This window comes from Streptomyces sp. x-19 (genome assembly GCF_046549115.1).
Lineage (GTDB): Bacteria > Actinomycetota > Actinomycetes > Streptomycetales > Streptomycetaceae > Streptomyces > Streptomyces albulus_C.
On sequence record NZ_JAJPWK010000003.1, the window covers coordinates 30,316 to 54,339 of the forward strand.

A 24,024-nucleotide genomic window follows, 5' to 3' on the forward strand; every position below is an offset into this window, starting at 1 on the left:
CGCACACCGCTGCGGCCCGCTGCCCGCCACTCCCTGCGCGCCGGGATCAGGTGCGTCCCGCGGCCAGGTCCATCAGTCGGGACAGGACCCGGTCGCCGGAGGCGGCGAGGCCGTCGTGCTCCCACTCGTTGGTGACGCAGACCCGGGCGCCGCCGATCTTCCCGGCGGTGTCCAGGGACAGGCCGGCGTCCACGTACATGTCGTCGTGGTAGACGACGGCGGCGAGCGGGACGGTGTTGGCGGCCAGGCGGTCGGGGTCGTACAGCGCGGGCCAGTCGGTGCGCCGGGCGAGCAGGTCGGCGGCGTCCGCGAAGGGCCGCAGGCCGTGGACGTCCGCGAACATCCAGGGGTAGATCATCTCGCCGGTGAGCAGCAACGGGTCGGCGTCCTCGGTGAATTCCGGGAGGGCGGCGTGGGTGCGGGCCGCCGCCCAGCCGGTGGGCCCGGCGCCCTGGCCGTAGAGGGATTCCTGGAGGACGGCGTAGAGCGGGTTGTCGGTGAAGCCGGTGAGGGCCGTCACCTGGTGGCGGAAGGTGTCGGTCAACTCGCCGTCGTCGTCGAGCGCTTCGTCGAGGAGCCAGTGCAGGCGCTCGAAGCCGTCGCCGGTGCCGAGGACGATGCCGAGGGTGCGCAGTCGGCGGACGGTGAGGCGGTCCCCGTCGGGCAGTCGGACGTCATGGGCGGCGAGGAGGTCGGCCACCCGGCGGAGGCGGTGGGCGTCGTCCGGGTAGCGGGCGTAGTAGGCGTGCACGCGGTCGCGGACCCGGGGGAAGGTCCGTGCGTAGACGTCGTCCGCGGTGGCGGCCAGGCCCGGCAGGCCGCCGGCGACGTAGCACGCCCGGAGCCCTTCGGGGGCCCGGGAGAGGTAGGTCAGGGTGAGGAAGCCGCCGTAGCTCTGACCGAGGGTCTCCCAGGGCCGCCCGCCGCACAGTGCGCGGCGGATCAGCTCAGCGTCGGCGACGATCGCGTCCGCCCGGAAGTGCGCGAGGTGGGCGGCGAGTCGGGCCGGGTCGGGGAAGCGGGCGGCAGTCCGGGCGGTCAGGGGCGTGGACCGGCCGGTGCCGCGCTGGTCGAGGAGGAGGACGCGGTGCGTCTTCAGGGCGTGCGCCAGCCAGCCGGGCGAGGTGCGGTACGGGCGGGGAGACTTGCCGCCCGGGCCGCCCTGGAGGTACAGCAGCCAGGGCAGGTCCTCGTGGGCGCGGGACGGGTCGGCGACCTCACGGGCGAAGACCCGGAGGGTTTCGCCGTCGGGCGCGGTGTGGTCGAGCGGGACCGTGAAGACGTGGTCGACGGTGGCGTACGCGGGGTTCATGGCTGCTTTCCGTGGGAGCGGGCCGTCGGGGCGTGGCGGTGCGGTGGTGGCGGGTGCGGCGGCCGTGCACCGGGGCCGCGAGGGGCGTGCGGGTCGCGGTGTGCCGGTCGGGGTCGCGCGCGGTGACGTGCCCGGGCCGCGGAGTTTCCCTGGTGCCGTCCCCGTGGCCGGGCGGCTCATCAGCGTACGGCGTCAGGTCGGGGCGCGCCGCGAGGGGGCGTCAGGACGACGACGTCGGTCCGCCGCGCGTCGCGCACGGCGCGGGTATGCCGGCCAACCAGGGAGCAGGGCAGGGGAGTTGGGATGCCCGCAGCCGCTGGGCGGTGCGCGTTCCCGTCGTCCGCGGGACGGGCCGTCGGCGTGCCCTCCGGTCCGCGTGCGCCTCCCCGCTCCCCCGCCGGGCGGACGGGCACCGCCGCTCCCGCCCCGCGCCGCCCGGGCCGCGGCGGCCGGTCCGACGGAGACTGGAGGTGCGGCGCACCGCCGGCCGCGGTGTCCGGCGGTGCGGACCGGGAGCGAGGTGAGGTCATGCAGGACGTGATCACCGTGGGCGTCGACGGGACGCCCGAGGCGACGGCCGCCGTGGTGTGGGCGGCGCGCGAGGCGGAGCTGCGGCGGGCCCGGCTGCGGCTGCTGCACGCCTGGGTGCTGCTGGCGCCCGAACCGGAGCCCGGGCCGGCCGACGCGGCCGACCAGAACTACTGGCCGCACCGGATCATCGGCGACGCCCGGGAGGCCGTCCGGGACCGTCACCCGGACCTGCCGGTCGACGAGGCCCTGGTCGCCGACGACCCGCTGACCGCCCTGAAGGAGGCGGCCGACCACTCGACGCTGCTGGTCCTGGGCTCGCGGGACCTGGGGACGCTGGCGCGGTACGTGATGGGCGAGATCGGGCTCCAGGTGGTGGCGCACACCCGCACCCCCACGGTCCTCGTCCGGGCCCGACCGGGCGCCGCGGCACCGGCGCCGGACGCACCGGTGACCGCCGGGCTGAGCCTGCACGAGCCGTGCGAGGCGCTGTTGGCGTTCGCGTTCGAGAGCGCCGCCCGGCGGGGCGCGCCGCTGCGGATCGTGCACGGTCGGCACCTGCCCTCGTACGCGTACAACCGGGGCGGCGGGGTCGAACCGGTCGCCGCGCAGCAGGCGGCCGCGGACGCCCGGCAGGAGCTGGCCGCCGCGCTGCTGCCGTGGCGGGAGAAGTTCCCCGACGTCCACGTGGACGCGCGGGTGGAGCAGGAGAGCCCGGCGCAGGCGGTCCTGCGGGACGCCGCGGACGCCGCGCTGCTGGTCGTCGGCCGCCGGCACAAGCTGCACTTCCCGGCGCCCAAGATCGGTCACGTGGTCCAGGCCGCGGTGCACCACGCGCCGTGCCCGGTCGCGATCGTGCCGCACGAGTAGCCGCCCCGCACCCACCCGCGGCGGGCACTCCGGCCGGTACGGACAGGCGCCCCGGTCGGTTTCTCCGAACAATGGGTGGCAGGGCCCACGGACGACGCGCGTGCGGTGGCGCGGTCCCACGCGGCCCCCGAGGACACCGCGGAGGTGAGCCATGGCGAAGACCACGGAGTGGCCGGTCCGGCTGATCCTCGTCGAGGAGGACGGCACGACCCGGGCGCGGGTGGAGCTGGACACCGGCACCCAGGAACTCACCGGGCACGGCCGGGCCCGGTGCAGTCCCGGGGACCAGGACGTCCCGGTGATCGGGGACGAGCTGGCCGCCGGCCGGGCGCTGAAGGACCTCGCCGGACAGCTGATCCGGCTGGCCGACCACGACCTGGCGGGCGTCGGCGCCGCGCCGCCGGGGCACGAGCGGCGGCGCACCGTCTACGGCTGGACGAACGAGCCGGCCTGAGACCGCCACGGACCGGGCCACCGGGCCGTGCGCGGCCCCGGTCCGCCGACCCGGCCCGGGAAGGAGCCGGCGATGCCGGATGCGACGACGGCCGGTCCGACCACGACCGACCTCTACGAAGTGACCATGGCCCTGTCGTACCTGCGCGAGGGCATGACCCGGCCGGCCACCTTCAGCTGCTTCGTCCGGGAGCTGCCCGCGGACCGGGGGTTCCTGGTCGCCGCCGGGGTGGAGGCGGTGCTCGACTTCCTCGCCCGCTTCCGGATCGGGCCCGAGGACGTGGAGGTGTTCGCGGAGGCGATGCACCGGCCCACCACGGACCTGGCGCCGCTGCTGGGGCTGCGCTTCGCCGGGGAGGTCCGGGCGGTGCCGGAGGGCCGGGTGGTACTGGCCGGCGAACCGCTGCTGGAGATCACCGCGCCGTTGCCCCAGGCACAGCTGGTGGAGTCCTACGTGCTGAACCAGCTCAGCCACCAGACCGCGATCGCCGCCAAGTGCACGCGCTGCGTCCTGGCGGCCCGCGGCCGGCCGGTGGTGGACTTCTCGCTGCGCCGCGCGCACGGGGTGGAGGCGGGCCTGCGGACCGCGCGGCTGGCGGCGATGGCCGGTTTCGCGGGGACCAGCAACGTGGCGGCGGCGCATGCCGAGCGGCTGCCGGCGGTCGGCACCATGGCGCACTCCTACGTCGAGGCGTTCGAGGACGAGGAGGCCGCGTTCAGCGCCTTCGCGCGGGCCCACCCGGGCCCGGTGACGTTCCTGGTGGACACCTACGACGTCGATTCCGGGGTGGCGGCGGCGGCCCGGGTGCTGCACGCCCTGCAGCGCACCGAGGGGGCCGCGATCCGGCTGGACAGCGGCGACCTGGCGGAGCTGGCGGTGCGGGCCCGGGCGATGCTGGACCGCGCGGAGCTGCCGGGCGTGCGGATCGTGGCCAGTGGCGGGCTGGACGAGTTCGCGGTGGACGACCTGGTGCGGGCCGGGGCGCCGGTCGACGTGTTCGCGGTGGGCACCCGGGTCGGGGTCAGCTCCGACGCGCCGTACCTCGATTCGGCGTACAAGCTCGTGGTGTACGACGGGCGGCCGGTGATGAAGCTGTCGACGGCGAAGGCCACCGCGCCGGGCCGCAAGCAGGTGTTCCGGCACCCGGGCTGCCGCGACGTGATCGGGCTGGCCGAGGAGCCGGCGCCGGTCGGCAGCGTGCCGCTGCTGGAGACGCTGATGCGCAACGGGCTGCGCTGTGCGCCGCGGACCCCGCTGGCGGACGCCCGGGCCCGGCTGACGGCGGACCTCGCGGAGCTGCCGGCGCCGGCCCGGGCGATCCGGGCGCCGGTCGCGGTGCGGCCGTCGGTCTCCGCGCCGCTGGCCGCCCTGTCGCAGCTCGTGCAGCGGCGGATCGAACGGGCGGTGCTGGCCCCGTACGACCACTTCGCCTGAGGACTCCGGCCCGGTGGGCGGTGCGGGCTCAGCGGCGCGGAACCACCGCGACCGGACAGGCCGCGTGATGCAGCGCGGCGTGCCCGACCCGGCCGAGTTGCAGTCCGAAGTGGCCGTGCCGGTGGCGGGCCCCGAGCACCAGCAGGTCGGCGGCGGCGGACCGCCGCACCAGCACCGTGTGCGCCGGCCCCTCCACGGTGGTGCGCCGCACGGGCACGCTGGGGTGCGCCTCGGCCTCCGCCGCCACCGCCGCGTCGACCAGTGCGGACGCCCGCTGCTCGGGGCCGGCGCAGGGCTCGGTGCGGTCGGCGGTCTCGTGGGCGGGGGACCGCCAGGCCCGGACCGCGTCGAGGACGCAGCCGCGGGCCTCCGCCTCCCGGAAGGCGAACCGGACGGCCGGGGAGCCCGGCGCGGTGTCGCCGACGCCGAGGAGCACCCGGTCGTGGCGGCTCTCCAGGCCGGCCTTGTCGCCGCGGACCACCACCACGGGGTGCTGGGCGCGGGCCGCCACCGACAGGCTGACCGACCCCAGCAGCAGGTCGGCGAACTCCCCGCGCCCCTTGCAGCCGAGGACCACCGCCGTGGCGTAGGGCGCCTCGCGCAGCAGCGCGGTGACCGCGTCGTCGGCCAACACCTGGACCGAGACCTCGACCTCGGGGTTGCGGCGGGCCACCCGGTCGGCGGCGGAGGCGACGACCCGGTCGGCCATCGCCTGCTCGGCGGGGGCGCTGTCCTGCGGAGCCACCCCTTCGTACCACTCCCACCGCGAGGCGTGGACCAGGCGCAGCGGCAGTCCGTGGCGGGCCGCCTCGTCCACCGCCCAGTCCAGGGCGCGCATCCCGGCGTCCGATCCGTCCACGCCTACGACCAGGGGGAGTTCCATCGTCCCCACCGCCTTTTCGTCGCTCGGGCCGCGGCCGGGCCGGGGCGGAGCGCGCGGCCGGCGGTGCGGGGCCGGGCCGCGGCGTCCGTCGGCGCCCGACGGTCCCCTTCCATCGTGGGCTCCGACCGCGCGGCACGCCAGGGCCGGGCGGTCGGCCACGAGCAGCCCGGGCCGGGATGTCGTGGTGCCATGGAGGGACGAGCCCGCGGGAGGAACGCTGGAGGCACCCGTCATGTCCGCCGCCCCACCCCTGGCCGCGTGCCTGCGCCCGGTGCGGGCCGTGGTCTTCGACACCGACGGTGTGCTCCTGGACTCCGCGGGGCTGCACGCCGCGGCCTGGCAGCAGGCGTTCGACGCCTGCCTGGCGGCCGCGGGCGAGGCGCGGCCCTTCGATCCGGTGGCCGACTACCTCCGCCACGTGGACGGCCGGTCCCGGCTGGACGGCGCCGCCGCGTTCCTGGCCTCCCGGGGGCTGGCGCTGCCGCCCGGCGCCCCCGACGACCCGCCGGGCACCGGCACGGTGGCGGCGGTCGCGGCCCGCAAGGAGCAGGCGTTCACCGCGCTGCTGCGCGAGGGCGGGGCGGCCCCCTGGCCGGGGAGCGTCCGCCTGTTGCACGCCCTGCGCGCGGCGGGCGTGCCATGCGCGGCGGTGTCCGCGTCCCGGCACGCCACCGAGTTGCTGTCCGGGGCGGGGCTGCTGGGGCTGTTCGCGGTGGTGGTGGACGGCCGGGCGGCGGCGCGGCTGGGACTGCCGGGCAAACCGGACCCGGCGCTGTTCACCGAGGCGGCCCGGCGGCTGGCGGTCCCGCCCCGGGACGCGGCCGTGGTGGAGGACGCCGAGGTCGGCGTCGAGGCGGGCCGCCGCGGCGGCTTCGCCCTGGTCGTCGGCGTGGACCGCAGCGGCGCCCCGGGGCACGCGGCCGCCCTGCGCCGCCGCGGCGCCGACGTGGTGGTCGACGACCTCGGCGACCTGCTGGTGCCCGGGGCGGCCCCGTGACGGCGCCGGGCTGGACCTGGACGTACGAGGGGTACGACCCGGAGGACGAGGGGTTGCGGGAGGCCCTGTGCACGCTCGGCAACGGCCGGTTCGCCACCCGCGGCGCCGCGGCGGAGGCACCGGCCGGCCCGGTGCACTACCCGGGCACCTACGCGGCCGGCCTCTACAACCGGTCGACGTCCACCGTCGCCGACCGGCGGGTCGAGAACGAGGACCTGGTCAACCTGCCGAACTGGCTGCCGCTGCGCTACCGCATCCGCCCCCGGGGAGCCGCGGAACCAGGCCCGTGGCTCTCCCCCGACCATCCGCAGCTGACCGGGCACCGGCGCACGCTGGACCTGCGCCGCGCCACCCTGACCTGCTGGTCGTCGTACGAGGACGACGCCGGGCGGCGGCTGAGCGTCACCGAGCGCCGCCTGGTGCACATGGCCGAGCCCGACCTCGCCGTGCAGCGCGCGGTGTTCGCCGCCACCGGTTGGACGGGGACGGTGGAGGTCGCGGCGGGGCTCGACGGCGACGTGCACAACCGCGGGGTGGCCCGCTACCGCGCGTTGGCCGACGGCCACCTGACCGGTTGGGAGACCGGCGCCGAGGACGACGGCGTGTGCTGGCTGCGCTGCCGCACCCGCACGTCCGGTGTCACCATCGCGCTGGCCGCCCGTTTCCGCGCCGCGCCGCGCGGCGGGACCGACCGCTGCGAACCGGGGCCGCGCGGCGTGCGGCGGCTGTTCACCGTGCCGGTGTCGCCGGGGGCCCCGGCGACCGTGGACAAGACGGTGGCGCTGCACACCTCGCGGGACCGGGCCCGCGCCGCGCCGCTGCCGGCCGCCCTGGAGGCGGTCCGCCGGGCCCCGGCCGTGCCCCGGCTGCTGGCCTCGCACCACCGCGCCTGGCAGCACCTGTGGCGGCAGGTGCGGCTGGACGTGCCCGGCACGGCGGGCCGGATCCTGCGGCTGCACCTGTTCCACCTGCTCCAGACCCTCTCGCCGCACACCGCGCGGCTGGACGTGGGGGTCCCGGCGCGCGGCCTGCACGGCGAGGCGTACCGGGGGCACGTCTTCTGGGACGAGCTGTTCGTGCTGCCGTTCTTGAACCTCCATCTGCCCGAGGTGTCCCGGGCCCTGTTGGCGTACCGCCACCGGCGGCTGCCGGCGGCCCGGCAGGCGGCGCGCGCGGCCGGTCGGGCGGGTGCGATGTACCCGTGGCAGAGCGGCAGCGACGGCCGGGAGGAGACCCAGCGGCTGCACCTCAACCCGCGCTCGGGCCGCTGGTTGCCGGACCACTCCCACCTCCAGCACCACGTCGGCTCGGCGATCGCGTACAACGTGTGGCAGTACTGGCAGGCCAGCGGCGACACCGCGTTCCTGCACACCAAGGGCGCGGAGATGGTGCTGGAGATCGCGCGCTTCTGGGCGGCGAGCGCGGACTGGGACCCGGCGCTGGAGCGCTACCGCATCCGCGGGGTGGTCGGCCCCGACGAGTACCACGACGGCTATCCGGACGCCGACCGTCCGGGACTGGACGACAACGCCTACACCAACGTCACCGCGGCCTGGGTGCTGACGCGGGCGCTGGACCTGTGCCGGACGCTGCCGGAGGCGCGCCGGCGGCCGCTGTTCGAGCGGTTGGCGCTCTCCCACGACGAGCGCCAGCACTGGGACGACGTCGCGCACCGGCTGCACGTCCCCTACCACCGGGGCGTGATCAGCCAGTTCGCGGGCTACGGGCAGCTGGCCGAACTGGACTGGGCGGGCTACCGGGCCCGCTACGGCGACGTCCGGCGGCTGGACCGCATCCTGGAGGCGGAGGGCGACAGCGTCAACCGCTACCAGGCGTCCAAACAGGCCGACGTGCTGATGCTCGGCTACCTCTTCTCCCCGTCGGAACTTGCCGGTGTCTTCGCGCAGTTGGGCTACCGGCTCGACGACGACGGATGGCGGGCGACCGTCGACCACTACCTGCACCGCACCTGCCACGGTTCGACGCTGAGCGCCGTGGTGCACGCCTGGGTGCTGGCGCGGGTGCGTCGCGCCGACGCCTGGACGTACTGCGAGGAGGCGCTCACCGGGGATGTCGCCGACGTCCAGGGCGGCACCACCGCGGAGGGCATCCACCTGGGCGCGATGGCCGGCACCCTGGACTTCGTGCAGCGCGGGATGACCGGTCTGGAGACCCGGGACCGCGCGCTGTGGCTGGATCCGGCGCCGCTGCCCCAGCTGTCGAAGTTCGGCGTGCGGTTCCGCTACCGCCGGCACCGGGACATCGACCTGCGGATCCACCCGGACCGGGTGCGGCTCACCGTGCCCGACTCGGAGCACGCCGCGGTGCGGGCCCGGTTGCGCGGCCGCCCGTTCACCGTCGCCCCGGGCACGTCCCGCCGGATCGACTTCTCCGACCCCTGAAAGCTCCCTGCACAGAAGGGGTTTGACGTGGCATCAGCGCGTCGCCGGGGACTCCGCCGGCCCGTCCGCGGCGTCCGGCTCCGCCGCGTGCAGGTACTCCTCGCTGATCCGCTTCGGCCCGAACGGCCACTCCCGCTCGTGCCGGGCCCACGTCAGGAACGCCACCAGCCCGGCCGCGACCCAGGCCAGCGACCATTCGATGGGGTGCCGGCCGGGGGCACTGCGGTCCGCGTAGCCGTAGATCACCAGCCAGCCGGTCAACGCGACCAGGCTCGGCAACGGGTACAGCCACATCCGGTACGGGCGGCGCAGCGTCGGCTGCCGGCGCCGCAGCACGGTGACCGCCGCGATCTGCGCCAGCGTCTGGACCAGCACCATCACGGTGGTGAGGAGTTGGATGACGGTGGTCAGGTCGGTGTGCCGGCCGAGGAGGAAGCCGGCGGCCATGATGACGCCCATGGTGAGCAGCCCCAGGACCGGGAAGCGGTGGCGGGGGTGCAACGTCCCGTAGGGGCGGAAGAACACCCGGTCCCGGGCGGCGTCGTAGGGGACCCGGGAGCCGCCGAGGAGTCCGGTGAGGACGGAGGTGACGGCGGTGATCAGGATGAGCACGGTGACCGCGTCGGCGGCGGTGCGGCCCCAGGTGCGCTCCAGGACGGCGGAGGCGACCGACGAGCCGGCGGTGCTGTGCGGGTCGAGCATCTCGCGCCAGTCGACGACGCCCAGGGTGCCGATCTGCAGGAGCAGGTAGATCCCCATGATGCCGAGGATGGAGAACACGATGGCGCGCGGCAGGGTGCGGCCGGGGCGCTTGATCTCGGCGCCCATGTAGGCGGTGGTGTTGTAGCCGAGGTAGTCGTAGACGCCGATGGTGAGTCCGCCGGCGAAGCCGATCCAGAAGTGGCTCGCCGTCAGGTCCACCGCGTGCGCCGGGTAGGTGAAGGCCCGCTCCGGGCTGAAGTGGGTGAACGCCGCGACGATGACCAGGCCGACGGCGGCGATCATCACCGTCCACAGCACGACGGTGAGCCGGGCGATCCGCTCCACCCGGCGCCACAGCAGCACCACGATGCCGACGGTGACGACCAGTCCGACCGCGTCCCCCCGCCCCTGGCCCATCCCCGGCCAGAGGTAGCCCAGGTACTGCACGAAGCCGATCACGCCGGTGGACATCCCGAGCGGGATGAAGAGCATCGCGGTCCACACGAACAGGAACGGCATCAGCTTCCCGGTGCGGTACTGGAACGCCTCACGCAGGTAGACGTAACTCCCGCCGGCCCCGGGCAACGACGCCCCCAACTCCGCCCACACCAACCCGTCGGCCAGCGCCAGCACCGCACCCGCCACGAACCCGATCACCGCCTGCGGCCCGCCGAACGCGGTGACCATCAGCGGGATCGTCACGAACGGGCCGATGCCGCACATCTGGCTCATGTTGATCGCGGTGGCCTGGAACAGGCCGATCCGGCGGACGAAGCCCACCCGCTCCCCGAGGACGTCCGGCATGCGTGCAGCCCCTTCCCGTGCCGGCGCGCGCACGCCGGGCGCGGCCCGTTCCGCCGGGCCAGGCTGACACGTCCGGCGCCACCGCGCACCGGTCGGGACCGAACTTCCCGCGGCAGCGCCGCCGGCGCCGGGCCGCCTACACCTCCCCGTACGCCTCCCCGCCGAGTTCCAGTCGGGCGGTGCCGGCGGTGGCGTCGGCCAGCCAGGCGCGGAACTGCGCCAGGTCCGCCTCCGGCAGCCCCACCTCGATACGGACCTCCGCCCCGTAGGCCACCTCGCGCACCGCCCGCCCCGTGGTGCGCAGGTCGTTCTCCAGCCGGCCCGCGCGCTGGTGGTCCACGGTGACCGTGACCAGACGGAACCGCTGCCGGGTGACCGTGCCCAGCGCGTCCAGCGCCTCGCCGACCACGCCCCCGTAGGCACGGATCAGGCCCCCGGCCCCCAGCTTGATGCCGCCGAAGTACCGGGTGACCACGGCGACGACGTAGCGCATCTCGCGCCGCACCAGCATCTGGAGCATCGGCACCCCGGCGGTCCCGCCTGGTTCGCCGTCGTCACTGGCCTTCTGGACTCCGCCGTCGGCCCCCAGGACGTACGCGAAGCAGTGGTGCCGGGCGGTCGGGTGCTCCTTGCGGATCCGCGCGATGAAGTCCTGGGCCTCCCCCTCCGTCGCGACCGGCGCGAGCGCACAGAGGAAGCGGGACTTGTTGATCTCGATCTCGTGGACACCCTCGCGGGCCAACGTCCGGTACTGCTCCTGCATCCGTCCAGCCTACGGGCCGGTCCGACCGGGGCGAGGGGCCACCCGGCAGCCGGCGCCGCGCTCGGATGTCCGCCGTACGGGCGCAGTGCGCACCGCCGGGCGGCGTACCCGGGCGCTGCGCACGGTGCGTCGAGGAGACGTCCGCCGCGCCCGTGGGCACTGTGGCCCCCAGCGGGACCCGGCGGCCCTTGGGTCGGCCCGGCGGCCCGCGGGACCGGAACGGCGGCTCGGCGGAGGGCTCGATGGACGACAGCACACAGGCGGCGATGACGGCCGGCGCTCCGGTGACCGGCGAGGAGATGCCGGTGCCGCCCCCGGAGGTCGTCGAGGCGGCCCGGGAGGCCCCGGACCACTGGCTGGCCATGGTGGACCTGACCTGGGTGGGCGAGGGCGCGCCCCCGCTGTGGGCGGTGATCGGGCAGTGGCGGTCGGGCCCGGACGGCACGATCGTCGAATGGCGGGACAACCCGGAGTACCGCCCGTCACCGCAGATGTTGGAGTGGGCGGCCCCGACCGACCCGGTGGACCGCGCGGTGCAGCTGTCCGCCACCGGGTACGGCCCGGAGCGGGCGGTCTGCGAGGAGCTGGCCCGGGCGGAGGTGTCGGTGTTGGTCAGTGCCGCCGGCGCGCCGCTGACCGCGGCGTCGCCCGAGGGCGCCCCGGTGGTGCCCGTCTACACCTCCGCGGCCCAGCTGGAGTCGGCCGGCCGCCTGCTCTACGACCGGCGGTCGGCGGCCGAGCTGGTCGAGCAGCTGCCGCCGGGCCACACCCTCTACCTCAACCCGTCCGGGCCGGTGAGCATGGTCGTGGAGCCCGACCGGCTGCGGGCCGCGCTGGCGGGCGCGGACGGCGCCGGGGCCGCCCGGCGCGTCCGGAAGCCGGCCGCCGAGGGCGCGTTGCGGCCGGGCACCGGTGCCGGTGCGCCCGAACCGGTCGGCGGCGGTCCGGCGATCGGCAAGCCGGCCCGTTCCGCGGCGGGCGACCGCGTCGTCGGCGCCGGATCGGGCCGCCGCACCGGCTGACCGCCCCCTGAACCCGCCCCGCCCGTCTTCCCCTTCGGGCGGGGCGTTTCGCTGCGCAACGGCCCCTTCGTGACCGTGGGTAGCCTCCACACGCCCCGCCCTGACCCGTGACCGGCCCGTAATCGAAACTTCGTCCAACTTTGCCTACCGTCTGTCAGTCTCACCAGGCAGAGACCGCTCCCGCGACGGGAGCTCTAGGGGGGTTGCGCAATGGTTGGGAAACGCTCGGGGAACAGACTGGCCGCACTCGACGGCCTGCGATTAGTCGCCGCCTTGCTGGTGGTCTTCTACCACTACGTCGCCCTCGCCGTACCGTGGGGCCACCCCACCGCCACCATCTTCCCGACGGCCCACAAAGCAGCCCAGTACGGGTGGTTGGGCGTCGAGGTCTTCTTCTTGATCAGCGGCTTCGTGATCTGCATGAGCGTGTGGGGCCGCACGGTGGGCCAGTTCGCGGTCTCCCGCGTCTCGCGGCTGTTCCCCGCCTACTGGGCCGGCATCCTGCTCACCGCGCTGGTGGTGAAGTTCTGGCCGGAGGTCACCTCCCTGCGCGGCTGGGACACGGTGATCACCAACCTGACCATGCTCCAGGCCGGCAACAACACGCCCAACGTGGACCCGGTGTACTGGACGCTCTTCGTGGAGCTGAAGTTCTACCTGATCATGGTCGTGGTCATGCTGTGCGGCGTCACCTACCGCAACTGCCTGCTCCTGTGCGGCGTGTGGACCGCGGCCGCCGCCCTCGCACCGGCCTTGAAGACCCCCCTGCTCACGGCGTTCGCGATGCCGCAGTACGCACCGTTCTTCATCGCCGGCATCGCCTTCTACCTGATGCGCCGCCACCGGCCCAACGCGGTCCTCTGGGCGATCGTGATCCTGCAACTCCTGTTGGCCCAGCGCTACATCAGCTACCGCCTGGCCACCAACCTCGGCCAGGCCACCGCGCACGCCGTGCCCACCTGGCCCGCCCGCCTGCTCATCGTCGCCGCGTTCGTCCTCGTCGGCGCCATCGCGCTCGGCGCCTTCGATCGCGTCCAGTGGAGGTGGCTCACCACCGCCGGCGCGCTCACCTACCCGCTCTACGTCCTCCACATGAACATCGGGATGACCCTCATCCACCGCTTCCGCAACAGCGTCCCGGCGCCGGTCCTGGTGGTCTCGGTCACCGCCCTGATGCTGGTGTTCGCCTGGCTCGTCCACCGCCTCGTCGAACGCCCCCTCGGCGCGTGGCTGCGCACCAAGATGCGCGGCGGCATCGAGGACGTCCGCCAGCACGTCGCACCGCGCCGTCGCCACGCCCGTCCCACGCCCACCGTGCCCCACCAGGGCGACGGCGACCGCTCCCGGCCACCGACCCGCACCTACGAGTCCGTCTGACCGGCGCACCCGCGCCGCGTTCCGGGAATCAGCGGCGTCGCCCGCCCGTTGATCCCTGACGCCACCACGGACGACAGGAGACCCCCGTGCAGAACGACCAGGCGACCATCCGCAGGATCCTCACCGAGCTCGGCGACACCTGGGCCGTCGTAGGGCTGTCGGCCAACCGCCAGCGGGCCGCGTACCGCGTCGCGGAAGTGCTGCAGCAGTACGGCAAGCGGATCGTCCCCGTGCACCCCAAGGCCGAGACCGTGCACGGCGAAGCGGGCTACCCGTCCCTGGCCGCCGTCCCCTTCCCGATCGACGTCGTCGACGTGTTCGTGCGCAGCGACCTGGCCGGCCCCGTCGCCGACGACGCCGTCACCATCGGCGCCAAGGCCGTCTGGTTCCAACTCGGCGTCACCGACGGCGACGCCTACCACCACACCCGCACCGCCGGCCTCGACATGGTCATGGACCGCTGCCCGGCCATCGAGATCCCGCGGCTGGGCTGAGGCCGCCGCACCCCTCGGGCACGGTCCCGACGACGGGCCGCCGTGCCAGGGCGGTCACGAGCGGCGCCCACGTCTTCGACGAACGCCTCGGCTTCGCCCCGGCCGAACCCACCGCCCCGGGCCCCGAAGGCGGCTCGCGGCGGGTCTACCGCCGGCCGGTGCCGTGACGCGGACGTGTCGCCCGGTGGCGCCGTGCCGGGCGCGTCAGGTGGTGGCCACCAGCAGGTCCTCGCCGCTGGACGGGCGCAGGCCGTCGCCGCGCCCGGCGAAGTAGCGCTCGGCGAGCGCGGCACCCGGCACGTGCCGGACGTCGGGGAAACCAGCCGCGCGGGCCATGGCCAGCACCTCCTGCGGGGTGTAGAAGCTGATGAACGGCGTGCCGGAGGCCCGTGCGCCCTCCTGGCTCGCACGCAGGCCCGGGCGGTCGGCGGCGTCGACGCGTTCGGCCGGCAGCAGGAAGGTCATGGCCAGCGTCGAGCCGGGGGCGAGCCCCGCGATCTGCCGCAGGGTGGCCGCGGTGGCGTCCTCGGTGAGGTACATCGTGACGCCGGTCGAGACGACGACCGCCGGCCGCGCGGGATCGAAACCGGCCGCGACCAACGCCGCCCACCAGGAACCGCCGGCCTCGAAGTCGACCGGCACCAGGTGCAGCCGGTCGGACACCCCGTATCCGCACGCGGCCAGGCGGCGGCGCTTCCACGCCTGCGCGCCGGGCCGGTCCACTTCGAAGACGTCCAGGCGGGCCGCGACCTCCGGCCGACGCTGCGCGAAGGTGTCCAGACCGGCGCCCAGGACGACGTACTGGGTCACCCCGCACGCGGCCCGTTCGACGACCAGGTCCTCGATGAACCGGGCGCGCGCCACCACGGCCGCCCGGAAGCCCCTGGTGGCCTGCGGGTCCATGTCCGGTCGGCGGCGCCACTCCGCGTCGGGGGCCGCCAGCTCCAGTCCGACCTCGTCCGCCAGCACGTGCGGCGGCGGATCGAGCCGTACGTGCATCGCCCGCCAGAGGGCCACCCGCACCGCCGTGCTGTCCGGGCCCTCGCCCTGCGTGTCCACCATGGCGTTCCCTCTCGTCCGTACCGGCCACCGGCCCCCGGCCCCCGGCCCCCGGCACGATAACCGGTGGGAGGGCGACCGACGGGTGCACTACCGTGCCGGGATGATCACTCCACGTGCGGCCCGGCCCGAGGACGCCGGCGAGTTGGTCCGGCTGCGCCGACTGATGTACCTGGCGATGGACGGCCGCGACCGACCGGGCCGGTGGGAGCGGGACGCAGAGGAGGCGGCGCGGCGCCAGTTGACCGGGCCCAACGCCCGGTTGATCGGCTTCGTGGTGGACGGGCCGGCGGACGAGGCCGCGCCCGGCGCGGCCGCCTGGCACCTCGCGGCGTGCGCGCTCGGCTGGATCGACGAGCGGTTGCCCTCACCGGCCCAGCCGTCCGGCCGGGTCGGCTTCGTCTTCAACGTCTGCACCGACCCCCGCTACCGGGGCCGGGGCCATGCCCGGGCGACGACCGAGGCCCTGCTCGGGCGGTTCGCCGCACTGGGCGTCGGCCGGGTCGACCTGCACGCCACCGACGCCGCGGTGCCGCTCTACCGCAGCCTCGGCTTCGCCGAGCACGGCACGCCGCTCACCCTGGACCTGCACCGGTGGCCCGGCGTCGAGCCCGGCTGACCGGGCCCCACGGGCCGACCGGTCAGGCGGTGCCCAGGCCCTCCAGGACCGCGGCCCCCGGCAGTTCGGCCAGCGCCTTGCCGGGCACGATGAGCTTGCCGCGGCGGCTGCCGCTGCCGATCAGCGCGTAGGGGCTGTCGGCGACCGCGGCGTCCACCAGCAGCGGCCAGGCCGCGGGCAGGCCGATGGGGGTGATGCCCCCGTACTCCATTCCGCTGTCGCCGACCGCGGTGTCCATCGGCGCGAACGACGCCTTGCGGGCGCCCAGGTGACGGCGGACCACGCCGTTGACGTCGACGCGGGTGGTGGAGAGGACGACGCAGGCGGCCAGCGTGACCTCGCCGCCGCGCTTGCCGGCCACCACCACGCAGTTCGCCGACTGCTCCAACAGCCAGTCGCCGTAGTGGGCGACGAGGAGTTCGGTGTCGGCGATGGCCGGGTCGGTGTCGACGTAGCGGAGTTCCGCGACGGGGACCGAGCCGCGCCAGTCGCGCAGTGCGGCGGCAACGGGGGCGGGCAACAGGTCCAGGCACTCGGTGGCGGGCCGGACTTCGTCGAAGGCATCCATCGGCACGGGCATGCCGTCAAATTAGCAGGCCCGGCGGGCGCGGCGGACGGCCTCGATCATCACCGCACGGCCCTCGCCACCGGGGCGATACACCTACCCCTGCGCCTTGTCCCACTCCCCCAGCGCCACCAGCTGCTCGGGTGTGACGCCCTCCGGGATGGGCACCGGCGCCGGCGTCCGCAGCGGCGGCTGCCAGCCCTCGTCCGGCTCCCAGCGGCGGACGATCCTGGCGGGCGCCCCGGCCACCACCGCGTGGTCGGGGACCTCGCCGCGGACCACCGCACCGGCCGCGACCACCACGTTCCGCCCCAGCCGGGCGCCCGGGAGGATGACCGCCCCGGTCCCGATCCAACCGCCCGGGCCGATGACGACGGGGTCGGTGCGCGGCCACTGCTTCCCGACCGGCGTCTCGGGGTCGTCGTAGCTGTGGTTGGTGGTCGTGACGTAGACGCCGGGGCCGAAGAAGCAGTCGTCGCCGATGGTCAGGCGGACGTCCGCGATCACGTGGCTGCCGCGCCCGAGCACCACGCCGTCGCCCAGCGTCAGGATCGGATCCGGGCCCAGGTCCAGGTCGGGCATCATGCCCGCGGTGAGCGTGACGTCCTGGCCGATGATGCAGTGCGCGCCCAGCTCGATCCAGGGGGCGCCGAAGACGGTGCCCTGCGGGAACGCCAGCCGGGTGCCGGTGCCGATCCGGCGGAAGCGGTACGGGCCCGGCCGTTCGGCCGTGACGGCCCCGGTCTCCCGCACCCAACGCGCCCCGCGGTGGACGACCCGGGACACCGCCCGGCGCCGCCAGGCCGTCAGGGACGAGAACACGTTCTGGTTTATCGGCACCCGCACACCGTACTCAGCGGGCCCGGCCACCGATCGCGCGAGCGGCTGTGATCTTCACCCCACCGACCGCCGCTCCGACCACCGGCCGGGTCGTCTACGGTGCTGGTGGCGCGGCACTCAACCGGCGAGGAGATGCGCAGATGGCAGAACGGGCAGTGATCGCAGCGGTGGGCGGCGAGGCACCGGACATCGACCCCGGCGCGTACACCGCGCCCACCTCCGTGGTCGTCGGGGACGTCACCCTGGCCGCCGGGGCGAGCGTCTGGTACCACGCCGTGCTGCGCGCCGACTGCGGCCCGATCGTCCTGGGCGCCGACAGCAACATCCAGGACAACTGCACGGTGCACGTGGATCCGGGCTTCCCGGTGACGGTCGGCGAACGGGTCTCGGTCGGCCACAACACCGTGCTGCACGGCTGCACCGTCGAGGACGACGTACTGGTGGGCATGGGCGCCACGGTGCTGAACGGAGCGCACATCGGCGCGGGGTCACTGGTCGCGGCCCAGGCACTGGTGCCGCAGGGGATGCGGGTGCCGCCGGGCTCGCTGGTCGCCGGGGTGCCCGCCAAGGTCAAGCGCGAACTGACCGCCGAGGAGCGGGAGTCCATCAGGCTCAACGCCGCGATGTACCTGGAGTTGACGGCCCGTCACCGCGCGGCGGTCCCGCTCGCCACGGACGGTGCGCAGGCCGGGGATTCCACGGACTGACGGCTGCGGACACGCGGTGGTGCGGCCTGGTCAGGGCCGCACCCACGGGTCGACGTCCCCCGTCATGGGCGGGGTTTCAGTCCCGCCGTGCCTGATGGGCGCCGCTGAGCGCGGAGGAGAGCAGCTCCGCGTCGAAGAGTGTGGCGTCCGCGAGGCGGTTGGCGTTCCCGTAGGCGTTCATCATGAGCTTGGCGGTGCGCAGCGCCGTGGGCGACCGGCGGACCAGCGGCTTGGTCCAGCGGGTGACGGCGGCGTCCAGCTCGTCCTCGGGGACGACGGTGTGCAGGATCGAGAGTTCGGCGGCCTTCTCGGCACCGAAGTTGGCGCCGGTGAGCATCAGTTCGCGCACCTTGGCGGCACCCGCTTCCTGCAACAGGCGCGGCAGGGAACCGCCCCAGGCCGGCGGCATGCCGAGTGCGAGCTCCGGCATCCGGAAACGGCAGGTGTCCGCGCCGGCTCGCAGGTCGCAGAAGAGCGCGAGCGCCAGCCCCGCCCCGATGACCCCGCCGTGCAGCCGGGCGATGGTGACCGCCGGAGCGGTGGCGAGGGCGTCGCAGACCCGGCGTGCCTTGCCCGCCAGGGCGCGCAGTTCCGCGCCACCGGGGTCGGCGGCAAGGAGGTCGCCGAACTCCCGGCGGTCGCCGCCCAGGCAGAAGTCGTCACCCCCACCGGACAGGACCATGACGCGTATGTGGGGGTCGTCGTGCACGGCTCCCAGTACGGCCAGGAGTTCGTCAAGGAGCAGTCCGGACACGGCGTTCCCCGTCTCCGGACTGTGCAGTTCCACTCTTGCCACCGGCCCCTCGATGATCACGCGGAGGGCCTTGAAGTCTTCCATCACGGTGTGCTGTCTTCCTCGCTTGTACTCACCCGAGAGCGTTCGAAACCCCGTCACAACCCGGCGACCTGCAACTCCACGATGCGCCGGAACCCCACTCGCGGCGCATAGACCGGCGGGGCGCTCACCCGCAGGCCGGGCATGCGGCGGAGCATCGCGGTCAGCAGTGTGCTGGCCTCCAGGCGAGCCAGGGGCGCACCGAGGCAGTAGTGGACGCCGCCGCTGAAGCTGAGGTGGTTGGCCTTGCGGCGGATGTCGAAGACCTCCGGGTCCGCGAAGTGCGCGGGGTCGTGATTGGCCACTCCCACCATCAGGTGGACCATGCGGTCCTTCTCTATGCGCACGCCGCCGATGGTGGTGTCTTCGGGGGCGACCCGGCTGATGATGTGGTTCGGGGAGTCGTAGCGCAGGACCTCCTCTATGGCCGCCGGTATGTGCTCCTCATGGGCGCGCAGCCACCCGAGCTGGCGCGGGTGCTCCAGGAGCAGCCACACCATGCTGGACAGCAGGGTCGCGGTGGTCTCCGGCGCGGCCAGGAACACCAGGAGCGCCAGCAGGTACACGGCCTCGTCGGCCGCTTCCCGATCGGGTTCGAGCTCGTCCCAGGTATGCAACCACCTCGACACCGGGTCGTCACCCGGTGCCCTCCGACGCTCCTGCACGAGTGCCCGGAAATAGGACTCCAGCTGTAGCGTGGCGGCGTCGGAGAGCGCGAGTTGACTCGCGGAGGGCAACAATTCCTGGGTGAATACCTGGTCATGGGCGAGCGAGCGGAGCAACTCGTAATCTGCCTGCGGCAATTGGAGCCACTCTCCGATGGAATACATCGGGAGTTGTTCACTCACCAGTTTACTGAAATCCGCCTCACCGCTGCGGAGTTCGTCCGCAAAACGGTCAAGCAGGCGCTCGGCATGAACCTCGATGGTCTGCGTGATGCCGCCGAGACATTTCCGGTCGAACATGTTGCCCAACGATCGCCGCACCCGGGTGTGATGCGGCGCATTGAGCGCCGGCAAGGTCCGCCCCATTTCCGTCGACGAAGGTGCTCCCCAGCGGGTACCACCCCCCTGACGTGCCCGCCAGGCACTGTCAGGGACCCCCCACGCACGATCCCGAAGGATCCGGTCACACCAGCCGAAAGAGTTGATCAGATACCCGCCCCAGGGGGCTGGAACGACATCGCCCATTCCCCTGAGTTCGGAGTAGATAGGCAACGGATTCGCTTGTCCGCTCGGCTTCCGCAAACGCGAGAAGAGCGAAACCACCGCACGCCGGTCAACAGACCGAGAGGCCAGGGCGGGCTCCACGACAACTCCCTTTCAGAAGATCATGTAGGACGCAACACCCCTTCCTACCCCTACCCTTGAACATTCATACGACGCACTCATGATCGACTTCGTTGCGAACGTCACATCTTCCACCACGTCAGGAACCCGCTCCACCAACTACTCTTCCGGGATTTGCCGGACGTCGTCTCCTTCGCGGCAATGGCACCGGCGCCCACCGGGGCCGGCATCGGTCCGACCGAACGGCGGTCGATCCGCACGGGGGTGAAACGTGCCGGCAGCGAGTTCAGGGCCCGGTGGAAGGGGCCCGGACGCCAGGACAGACTCTCCTCGGGCACCCCGAGCTCGATGTCCGGCAGTGCGTTCAGCAGCTTCTCGATGGCGAGCACCGAGATCAGCAGCGCCGGATCCTTCGCCGGGCAGGCGTGCGGGCCGGCTCCCCAGGCCAGGTGCGCCCGCTTGCTCAGCGTCTGCCGGCCGCCCGCGAGCCCCGGATCGGTGTTGGCCGACGCGAAGCTGATCAGGACCGGGCTCCCCGCGGCGAGCTTGCTGCCGGCCACCTCGACGTCGTGAGTGGGGTAGTGCGTGGCGTAGTTGGCAATCGGCGGGCTGTTCCACAGCACGTCGTGGATGGCGTCGTCGACCGGCAGGCCTGCCGAGTGTTGGCCGCCCGCATAGCGCTCGTCGCACAGCATCAGCCGCAACGCGCTGGAGATGAGGTTCTGCATCGGCTCCGCGCCGGCGCCGATCAGCATCACCAGTTGGTGGATCATCTCCTCGTCGGAGAGCTGGGAGGCGTGCTGCATCAGCCACGAAGTGACGTCGTCGGCCGGGTTGGCGCGCTTGAGGGCGACCAGCTCCAGCAGCGACTCGGTCAGCGTCTCGTTCGCCTTCTCGGCATCGACGCCGTCGAAGATGCCGGAGAACCCGAACACCAGGCGGTCGCCGATTTCGGCCGGGCAGCCGAAGAGGTCGTTGAAGACCAGCAGCGGCAGCCAGCGAGCGTAGTCAGCGACCAGGTCGGCCTTGCCGTGCCCGCTGAACTGCTCGATCAGGTACTTGGCCACCCGGTCCACGTGCCGTCCCACGCGGTGCATGTCCAGGCGGGAGAGGCTGTCGGTCACCGCCTGACGCAGCCTCAGGTGCGCGGGTCCGTCGGAGAACATGCTGTTCGGCCGGTACATCATCATCGGCAGGACGGGGCTGTCCAGCGGCACCCGGCCCTCGTTGAGGGCGCGCCAACGACGCGGATCGCGGGCGAAGGAATCCGGGTTCTGCAGGATCTGCAGCGCCGTCGCGTAGTCCGTGACGAGTTCCGCCTCCACACCGGGCGAGAGTTCGACCGGCGCGGTCGGGCCGTACTTCCGCAGATGCTCGTACACCGCGTGCGGTGCGGCGGCGAATTCCGTTCCGTGCAGGGAGGTTTTTATGCCTTCGGCATGTGCCGGGCAACCCGGCGGTGGAGTCTGGAATTCCGGATGAGATTGCATGGAGGCACTCCTAGTTGAGGCGGGACTGCAGATAACGAACCAATGTGATCAAGGAATCCGCCGACGACTTCTCGTCCCGCGCGTCGCAATTGATGACCGGCGTCTCGGGGAGGAGATCGAGCGCCTCCCGGATCTCGTCGAGCGAATGCTCCGGCGTCCCGTCGAAGCGGTTCACGGCGATCGCGTAGGGGATGCCGTAGTGCTCCACCAGGTCCATGATGGCGAAGGACTCCTCCAGGCGCTGCGGGTCGACGAGGATCAACGCCCCGAGCGCCCCACGCGTCATGTCCTCCCACACCTGAACGAAGCGCTGCTGCCCGGGAGTTCCGAACAGGTAGAGAACCAGCCGTTCACTCAGCGTCAACCGGCCGAAGTCCATGGCCACGGTGGTCGTGGTCTTCCCCGGCACCGCCCGCAGGTCGTCAATTCCCGCGCTGGCCTGCGTCATCACCTCTTCGGTGCGCAGCGGCGGAATCTCCGACATCGTCCCGATGAACGTGGTCTTGCCCACGGCGAAGTGACCGACGACCAAGATCTTCGCCGCGGTCTGCACGGAATCCCGTACGTACACTCCGTCATCCAAAGCGAGCCTGGAGCCCATTCAGCACCTCCTCCAGGATTTGCCGTTCGACAAGCTGAGCGCTGGGGATGGGCGCGCGCGCATAGAGATGGCCCTCCTCCGTGAGATCGAACACCAGAATTTTGACGATGCCCACCGGGAACCCGGTGTGCCCGGCTATCTCGGCGATCGACAGAAAACCCCCGGCACACAGCTCCAGCAGGCTCTGCTTCTCCGGGTCCAGCGGCTTTTGATGGGGTGGTTCCTGAGCGACGGTGACCAGCGTCAACAGCGAGAAAGCGCTGTCTTCGACGAGGTCCCGGCCGTTGGTGATGACGTACGGCCGTACTAATCCCGCTGCTTCCTGTACCAGCTCCGGCTCGTCATCGGTCGTCATGGTTGGATATCGGCCCTCTCACGCGGAGGACTGGTCAGCGCCTTGCCCAGCTGACCGACCAGTTGCTGCATCCGGAACGAGATCTCTCCCATGTCGACGTCGGGCGACGCCGAGACCGCGAGATACGCGCCTTCACCGGCCGAGATGAGGAAGACCCAGCCGTGGTCGAACTCCACCAACGTCTGCCGCCATTGCGGGCGCATCGCAGGACCGTTGTTGCAGAAATCGGAGACCGTGCGGCTGAGCGACTGCATACCGCTCATCGCGGCGGCCACGGTGTCGGCGTGATCCCGGCCGACGTCCTTGGAACGAGCCATAAGGAGACCGTCGGCGGAGACGAGAATGGCATGCTGCGCTTCAGGCAATTCCAGAGCACTGTCAAGCATCCACGACAGATCGTAGTTCACGGAACTTCATGCCCTTCACTGCTTGCTTGGGTGGAACGGCGACCCGACTGCGTACCGCGCTGGAAAGCCCCCATGGCGGAGGCGGTCCGGGCGCTGTCGCGGGTCGGAGTGGGGGTGTCCTCGGTCGCCGACGGCACGATGGATATCGCGCCGCGGCGGCGCCGCTTCGGCAGTCCGCCGGCAGTCGTCTCGCGCGCGGCCGGAGCGCCCTCGTCCGAAGCGCCGAACGCGGCAGCCGCCGGCGCGCGGTGCCGTCCAGGAGTCGGGGTGCTCTGCTGACCAGGAGGAATCTCGGGCGGCAACGGGTTGGACGCGGCCACGGCAGGACCCTCCTCAGGCTCGTGCAGGGACGTGAGCAGCTCGTCGGGGAGCAGGACGACCGCGCGCACACCGCCGTACGGCGAGGTGGAGTCGACCGAGACCGTGAAGCCGTAGCGGGCGGCGAGCACGCCGATGACGGTGAAGCCGAACTGCGGCGGGTTGCCGAGGCTGGAAACGCCGGCGGAATTGCCACCGGAAAGCAGCTGTCCGGCCCGCGCCTTCTCCTCCTCGTTCATGCCGACACCGGCGTCGTCCACGACGATGCACACGCCCTTGGGTACCGGGCGGATGTTGATCTCGATCATGGTTTCCGGCGCCGAATAGCTGGTGGCGTTGTCCAGCAATTCCGCGAGGACCAGCGCGACCGGTTCAACGGCACGGCTCACGATGGCGAAATTGCTCTGCGATCGGATCTCGACGCGCGTGAAGTGACGAATACGGCCCTTGGCGCTGCGGACCACGTCGTAGAGCGAGGCATCGTTACGGCGACGACCGAGCCAACCGTCACAGAGCACCGCGATGGACTGGGCCCGTCGCGCGAACTGCGAGTTCATGTGGTCGATGTCCAGCAGGTCCTGCAGGATTTTGTGCTCGCCGTAGGTCTCCTGAATCTTGGAGATCGTCAGCTGCTGTTCGCTCGCCAGTCCCTGGAGGGTCCGCATGGCGGCCTTCAAGGTGTTCTTGGTGGCCTCTTCTGCACGGTCCTTGGCCTCCTCCACGGCCTCCGCGTAGTGCTCTTCGAGTTGGGTGTAGTGCTGCTTTAGCTCAACCCTTTCTTTTCTCAGCTCCGAAATCTTTTTTCGGCCACGAACAATCGCGGTAGCGGCGACAGGTGTACCAGCGACCAATGCCCACAGTGCTGGATCCTGGAGATATTGCGTCATAGGTCTCTCT

24 protein-coding genes are annotated in these 24,024 nt (G+C 73.0%); 10 read left to right on the forward strand and 14 right to left on the reverse strand.

Features of this window, described 5'->3' with window-relative positions; translation table 11 throughout:
- Positions 1–46 precede the first annotated feature (46 nt).
- On the reverse strand, positions 47–1,312 hold the full coding sequence (locus ACLJT4_RS08750; protein WP_411121743.1) for an alpha/beta fold hydrolase: 1,266 nt from the start codon (positions 1,310–1,312) through the stop codon (positions 47–49).
- A gap of 528 nt (positions 1,313–1,840) precedes the next feature.
- Here ACLJT4_RS08750 and ACLJT4_RS08755 point away from each other — a divergent pair.
- From ACLJT4_RS08755 to ACLJT4_RS08765, 3 genes are all read left to right on the forward strand, one after another.
- Positions 1,841–2,710 carry a universal stress protein gene (locus ACLJT4_RS08755; protein ID WP_411121744.1) on the forward strand — a complete coding sequence of 290 codons (870 nt, stop codon included), beginning with the start codon at positions 1,841–1,843 and terminating at the stop codon, positions 2,708–2,710.
- Positions 2,711–2,861: 151 nt separating this feature from the next.
- On the forward strand, positions 2,862–3,164 hold the full coding sequence (locus ACLJT4_RS08760; RefSeq protein ID WP_411121745.1) for a DUF1876 domain-containing protein: 303 nt from the start codon (positions 2,862–2,864) through the stop codon (positions 3,162–3,164).
- A gap of 72 nt (positions 3,165–3,236) precedes the next feature.
- Complete coding sequence (locus tag ACLJT4_RS08765; protein WP_411121746.1) at positions 3,237–4,598, forward strand: nicotinate phosphoribosyltransferase; 1,362 nt, start codon at positions 3,237–3,239, stop codon at positions 4,596–4,598.
- A gap of 28 nt (positions 4,599–4,626) precedes the next feature.
- Here the strand turns inward: ACLJT4_RS08765 and ACLJT4_RS08770 are convergent, their stop codons facing one another.
- A complete protein-coding gene (locus tag ACLJT4_RS08770; protein ID WP_411121747.1) occupies positions 4,627–5,481 on the reverse strand; it encodes a universal stress protein in 855 nt (284 codons plus the stop codon).
- Positions 5,482–5,713: 232 nt separating this feature from the next.
- Here ACLJT4_RS08770 and ACLJT4_RS08775 point away from each other — a divergent pair, with 232 nt between their 5' ends.
- Positions 5,714–6,478: an HAD family hydrolase gene (locus tag ACLJT4_RS08775; protein WP_411121748.1), complete on the forward strand. Its 765-nt coding sequence runs from the start codon at positions 5,714–5,716 to the stop codon at positions 6,476–6,478.
- Positions 6,475–8,880, forward strand: a complete 2,406-nt coding sequence (locus ACLJT4_RS08780) for a glycoside hydrolase family 65 protein (protein WP_411121749.1) — start codon at positions 6,475–6,477, stop codon at positions 8,878–8,880. Before ACLJT4_RS08775 ends, ACLJT4_RS08780 begins: the two co-directional genes overlap by 4 nt.
- A 33-nt stretch (positions 8,881–8,913) precedes the next feature.
- Here the strand turns inward: ACLJT4_RS08780 and ACLJT4_RS08785 are convergent, their stop codons facing one another.
- Both ACLJT4_RS08785 and ACLJT4_RS08790 read right to left on the reverse strand, forming a co-directional pair.
- The gene (locus ACLJT4_RS08785; RefSeq protein ID WP_411121750.1) at positions 8,914–10,386 is read right to left on the reverse strand and encodes an APC family permease; all 1,473 of its coding nucleotides are present in this window, start codon (positions 10,384–10,386) and stop codon (positions 8,914–8,916) included.
- Positions 10,387–10,522: 136 nt separating this feature from the next.
- Positions 10,523–11,149, reverse strand: coding sequence for a YigZ family protein (locus tag ACLJT4_RS08790; RefSeq protein ID WP_016575205.1), 627 nt, complete (start codon positions 11,147–11,149; stop codon positions 10,523–10,525).
- A 242-nt stretch (positions 11,150–11,391) separates the two neighbouring features.
- On the opposite strand from ACLJT4_RS08790, the gene ACLJT4_RS08795 reads away from it, so the two are divergent.
- From ACLJT4_RS08795 to ACLJT4_RS08805, 3 genes are all read left to right on the forward strand, one after another.
- Complete coding sequence (locus tag ACLJT4_RS08795; protein ID WP_411121751.1) at positions 11,392–12,171, forward strand: type VII secretion system-associated protein; 780 nt, start codon at positions 11,392–11,394, stop codon at positions 12,169–12,171.
- 210 nt (positions 12,172–12,381) lie between these two features.
- A complete protein-coding gene (locus ACLJT4_RS08800; RefSeq protein WP_411121752.1) occupies positions 12,382–13,548 on the forward strand; it encodes an acyltransferase family protein in 1,167 nt (388 codons plus the stop codon).
- 86 nt (positions 13,549–13,634) lie between these two features.
- Positions 13,635–14,042 carry a CoA-binding protein gene (locus ACLJT4_RS08805; RefSeq protein ID WP_411121753.1) on the forward strand — a complete coding sequence of 136 codons (408 nt, stop codon included), beginning with the start codon at positions 13,635–13,637 and terminating at the stop codon, positions 14,040–14,042.
- 204 nt (positions 14,043–14,246) lie between these two features.
- Here ACLJT4_RS08805 and ACLJT4_RS08810 read toward each other — a convergent pair whose 3' ends face one another.
- Complete coding sequence (locus ACLJT4_RS08810; protein ID WP_411121754.1) at positions 14,247–15,104, reverse strand: class I SAM-dependent methyltransferase; 858 nt, start codon at positions 15,102–15,104, stop codon at positions 14,247–14,249.
- Between the two features lie 100 nt (positions 15,105–15,204).
- Here ACLJT4_RS08810 and ACLJT4_RS08815 point away from each other — a divergent pair, with 100 nt between their 5' ends.
- The gene (locus tag ACLJT4_RS08815; RefSeq protein ID WP_411121755.1) at positions 15,205–15,720 is read left to right on the forward strand and encodes a GNAT family N-acetyltransferase; all 516 of its coding nucleotides are present in this window, start codon (positions 15,205–15,207) and stop codon (positions 15,718–15,720) included.
- Positions 15,721–15,742: 22 nt separating this feature from the next.
- On the opposite strand, the gene ACLJT4_RS08820 is transcribed toward ACLJT4_RS08815, so the two are convergent.
- Together ACLJT4_RS08820 and ACLJT4_RS08825 are read right to left on the reverse strand one after the other, a co-directional pair.
- A complete protein-coding gene (locus ACLJT4_RS08820; protein WP_016574213.1) occupies positions 15,743–16,300 on the reverse strand; it encodes a YbaK/EbsC family protein in 558 nt (185 codons plus the stop codon).
- A gap of 81 nt (positions 16,301–16,381) precedes the next feature.
- Entirely contained in the window at positions 16,382–17,125 is a 744-nt protein-coding gene (locus tag ACLJT4_RS08825) for an acyltransferase (protein ID WP_411121756.1), read from the reverse strand.
- A gap of 140 nt (positions 17,126–17,265) precedes the next feature.
- On the opposite strand from ACLJT4_RS08825, the gene ACLJT4_RS08830 reads away from it, so the two are divergent.
- The gene (locus tag ACLJT4_RS08830) at positions 17,266–17,832 is read left to right on the forward strand and encodes a gamma carbonic anhydrase family protein (protein WP_411121757.1); all 567 of its coding nucleotides are present in this window, start codon (positions 17,266–17,268) and stop codon (positions 17,830–17,832) included.
- A gap of 76 nt (positions 17,833–17,908) precedes the next feature.
- On the opposite strand, the gene ACLJT4_RS08835 is transcribed toward ACLJT4_RS08830, so the two are convergent.
- From ACLJT4_RS08835 to ACLJT4_RS08865, 7 genes are all read right to left on the reverse strand, one after another.
- Positions 17,909–18,673, reverse strand: coding sequence for an enoyl-CoA hydratase/isomerase family protein (locus ACLJT4_RS08835; protein WP_411121758.1), 765 nt, complete (start codon positions 18,671–18,673; stop codon positions 17,909–17,911).
- Positions 18,674–18,723: 50 nt separating this feature from the next.
- Positions 18,724–19,686, reverse strand: coding sequence for a cytochrome P450 (locus ACLJT4_RS08840; RefSeq protein ID WP_411121759.1), 963 nt, complete (start codon positions 19,684–19,686; stop codon positions 18,724–18,726).
- Positions 19,687–20,078: 392 nt separating this feature from the next.
- Positions 20,079–21,446, reverse strand: coding sequence for a cytochrome P450 (locus tag ACLJT4_RS08845; RefSeq protein ID WP_411121760.1), 1,368 nt, complete (start codon positions 21,444–21,446; stop codon positions 20,079–20,081).
- A gap of 10 nt (positions 21,447–21,456) precedes the next feature.
- Entirely contained in the window at positions 21,457–22,047 is a 591-nt protein-coding gene (locus tag ACLJT4_RS08850) for a GTP-binding protein (RefSeq protein WP_055583375.1), read from the reverse strand.
- A complete protein-coding gene (locus ACLJT4_RS08855; protein ID WP_411121761.1) occupies positions 22,022–22,402 on the reverse strand; it encodes a DUF742 domain-containing protein in 381 nt (126 codons plus the stop codon). The genes ACLJT4_RS08850 and ACLJT4_RS08855 overlap by 26 nt, the downstream gene beginning before the upstream one ends.
- Positions 22,399–22,809 (reverse strand): roadblock/LC7 domain-containing protein, encoded by a 411-nt coding sequence (locus tag ACLJT4_RS08860; protein WP_016574205.1) that lies wholly within the window; start codon positions 22,807–22,809, stop codon positions 22,399–22,401. The genes ACLJT4_RS08855 and ACLJT4_RS08860 overlap by 4 nt, the downstream gene beginning before the upstream one ends.
- Positions 22,806–24,014, reverse strand: coding sequence for an ATP-binding protein (locus ACLJT4_RS08865; protein ID WP_411121762.1), 1,209 nt, complete (start codon positions 24,012–24,014; stop codon positions 22,806–22,808). Before ACLJT4_RS08865 ends, ACLJT4_RS08860 begins: the two co-directional genes overlap by 4 nt.
- Positions 24,015–24,024 lie beyond the last annotated feature (10 nt).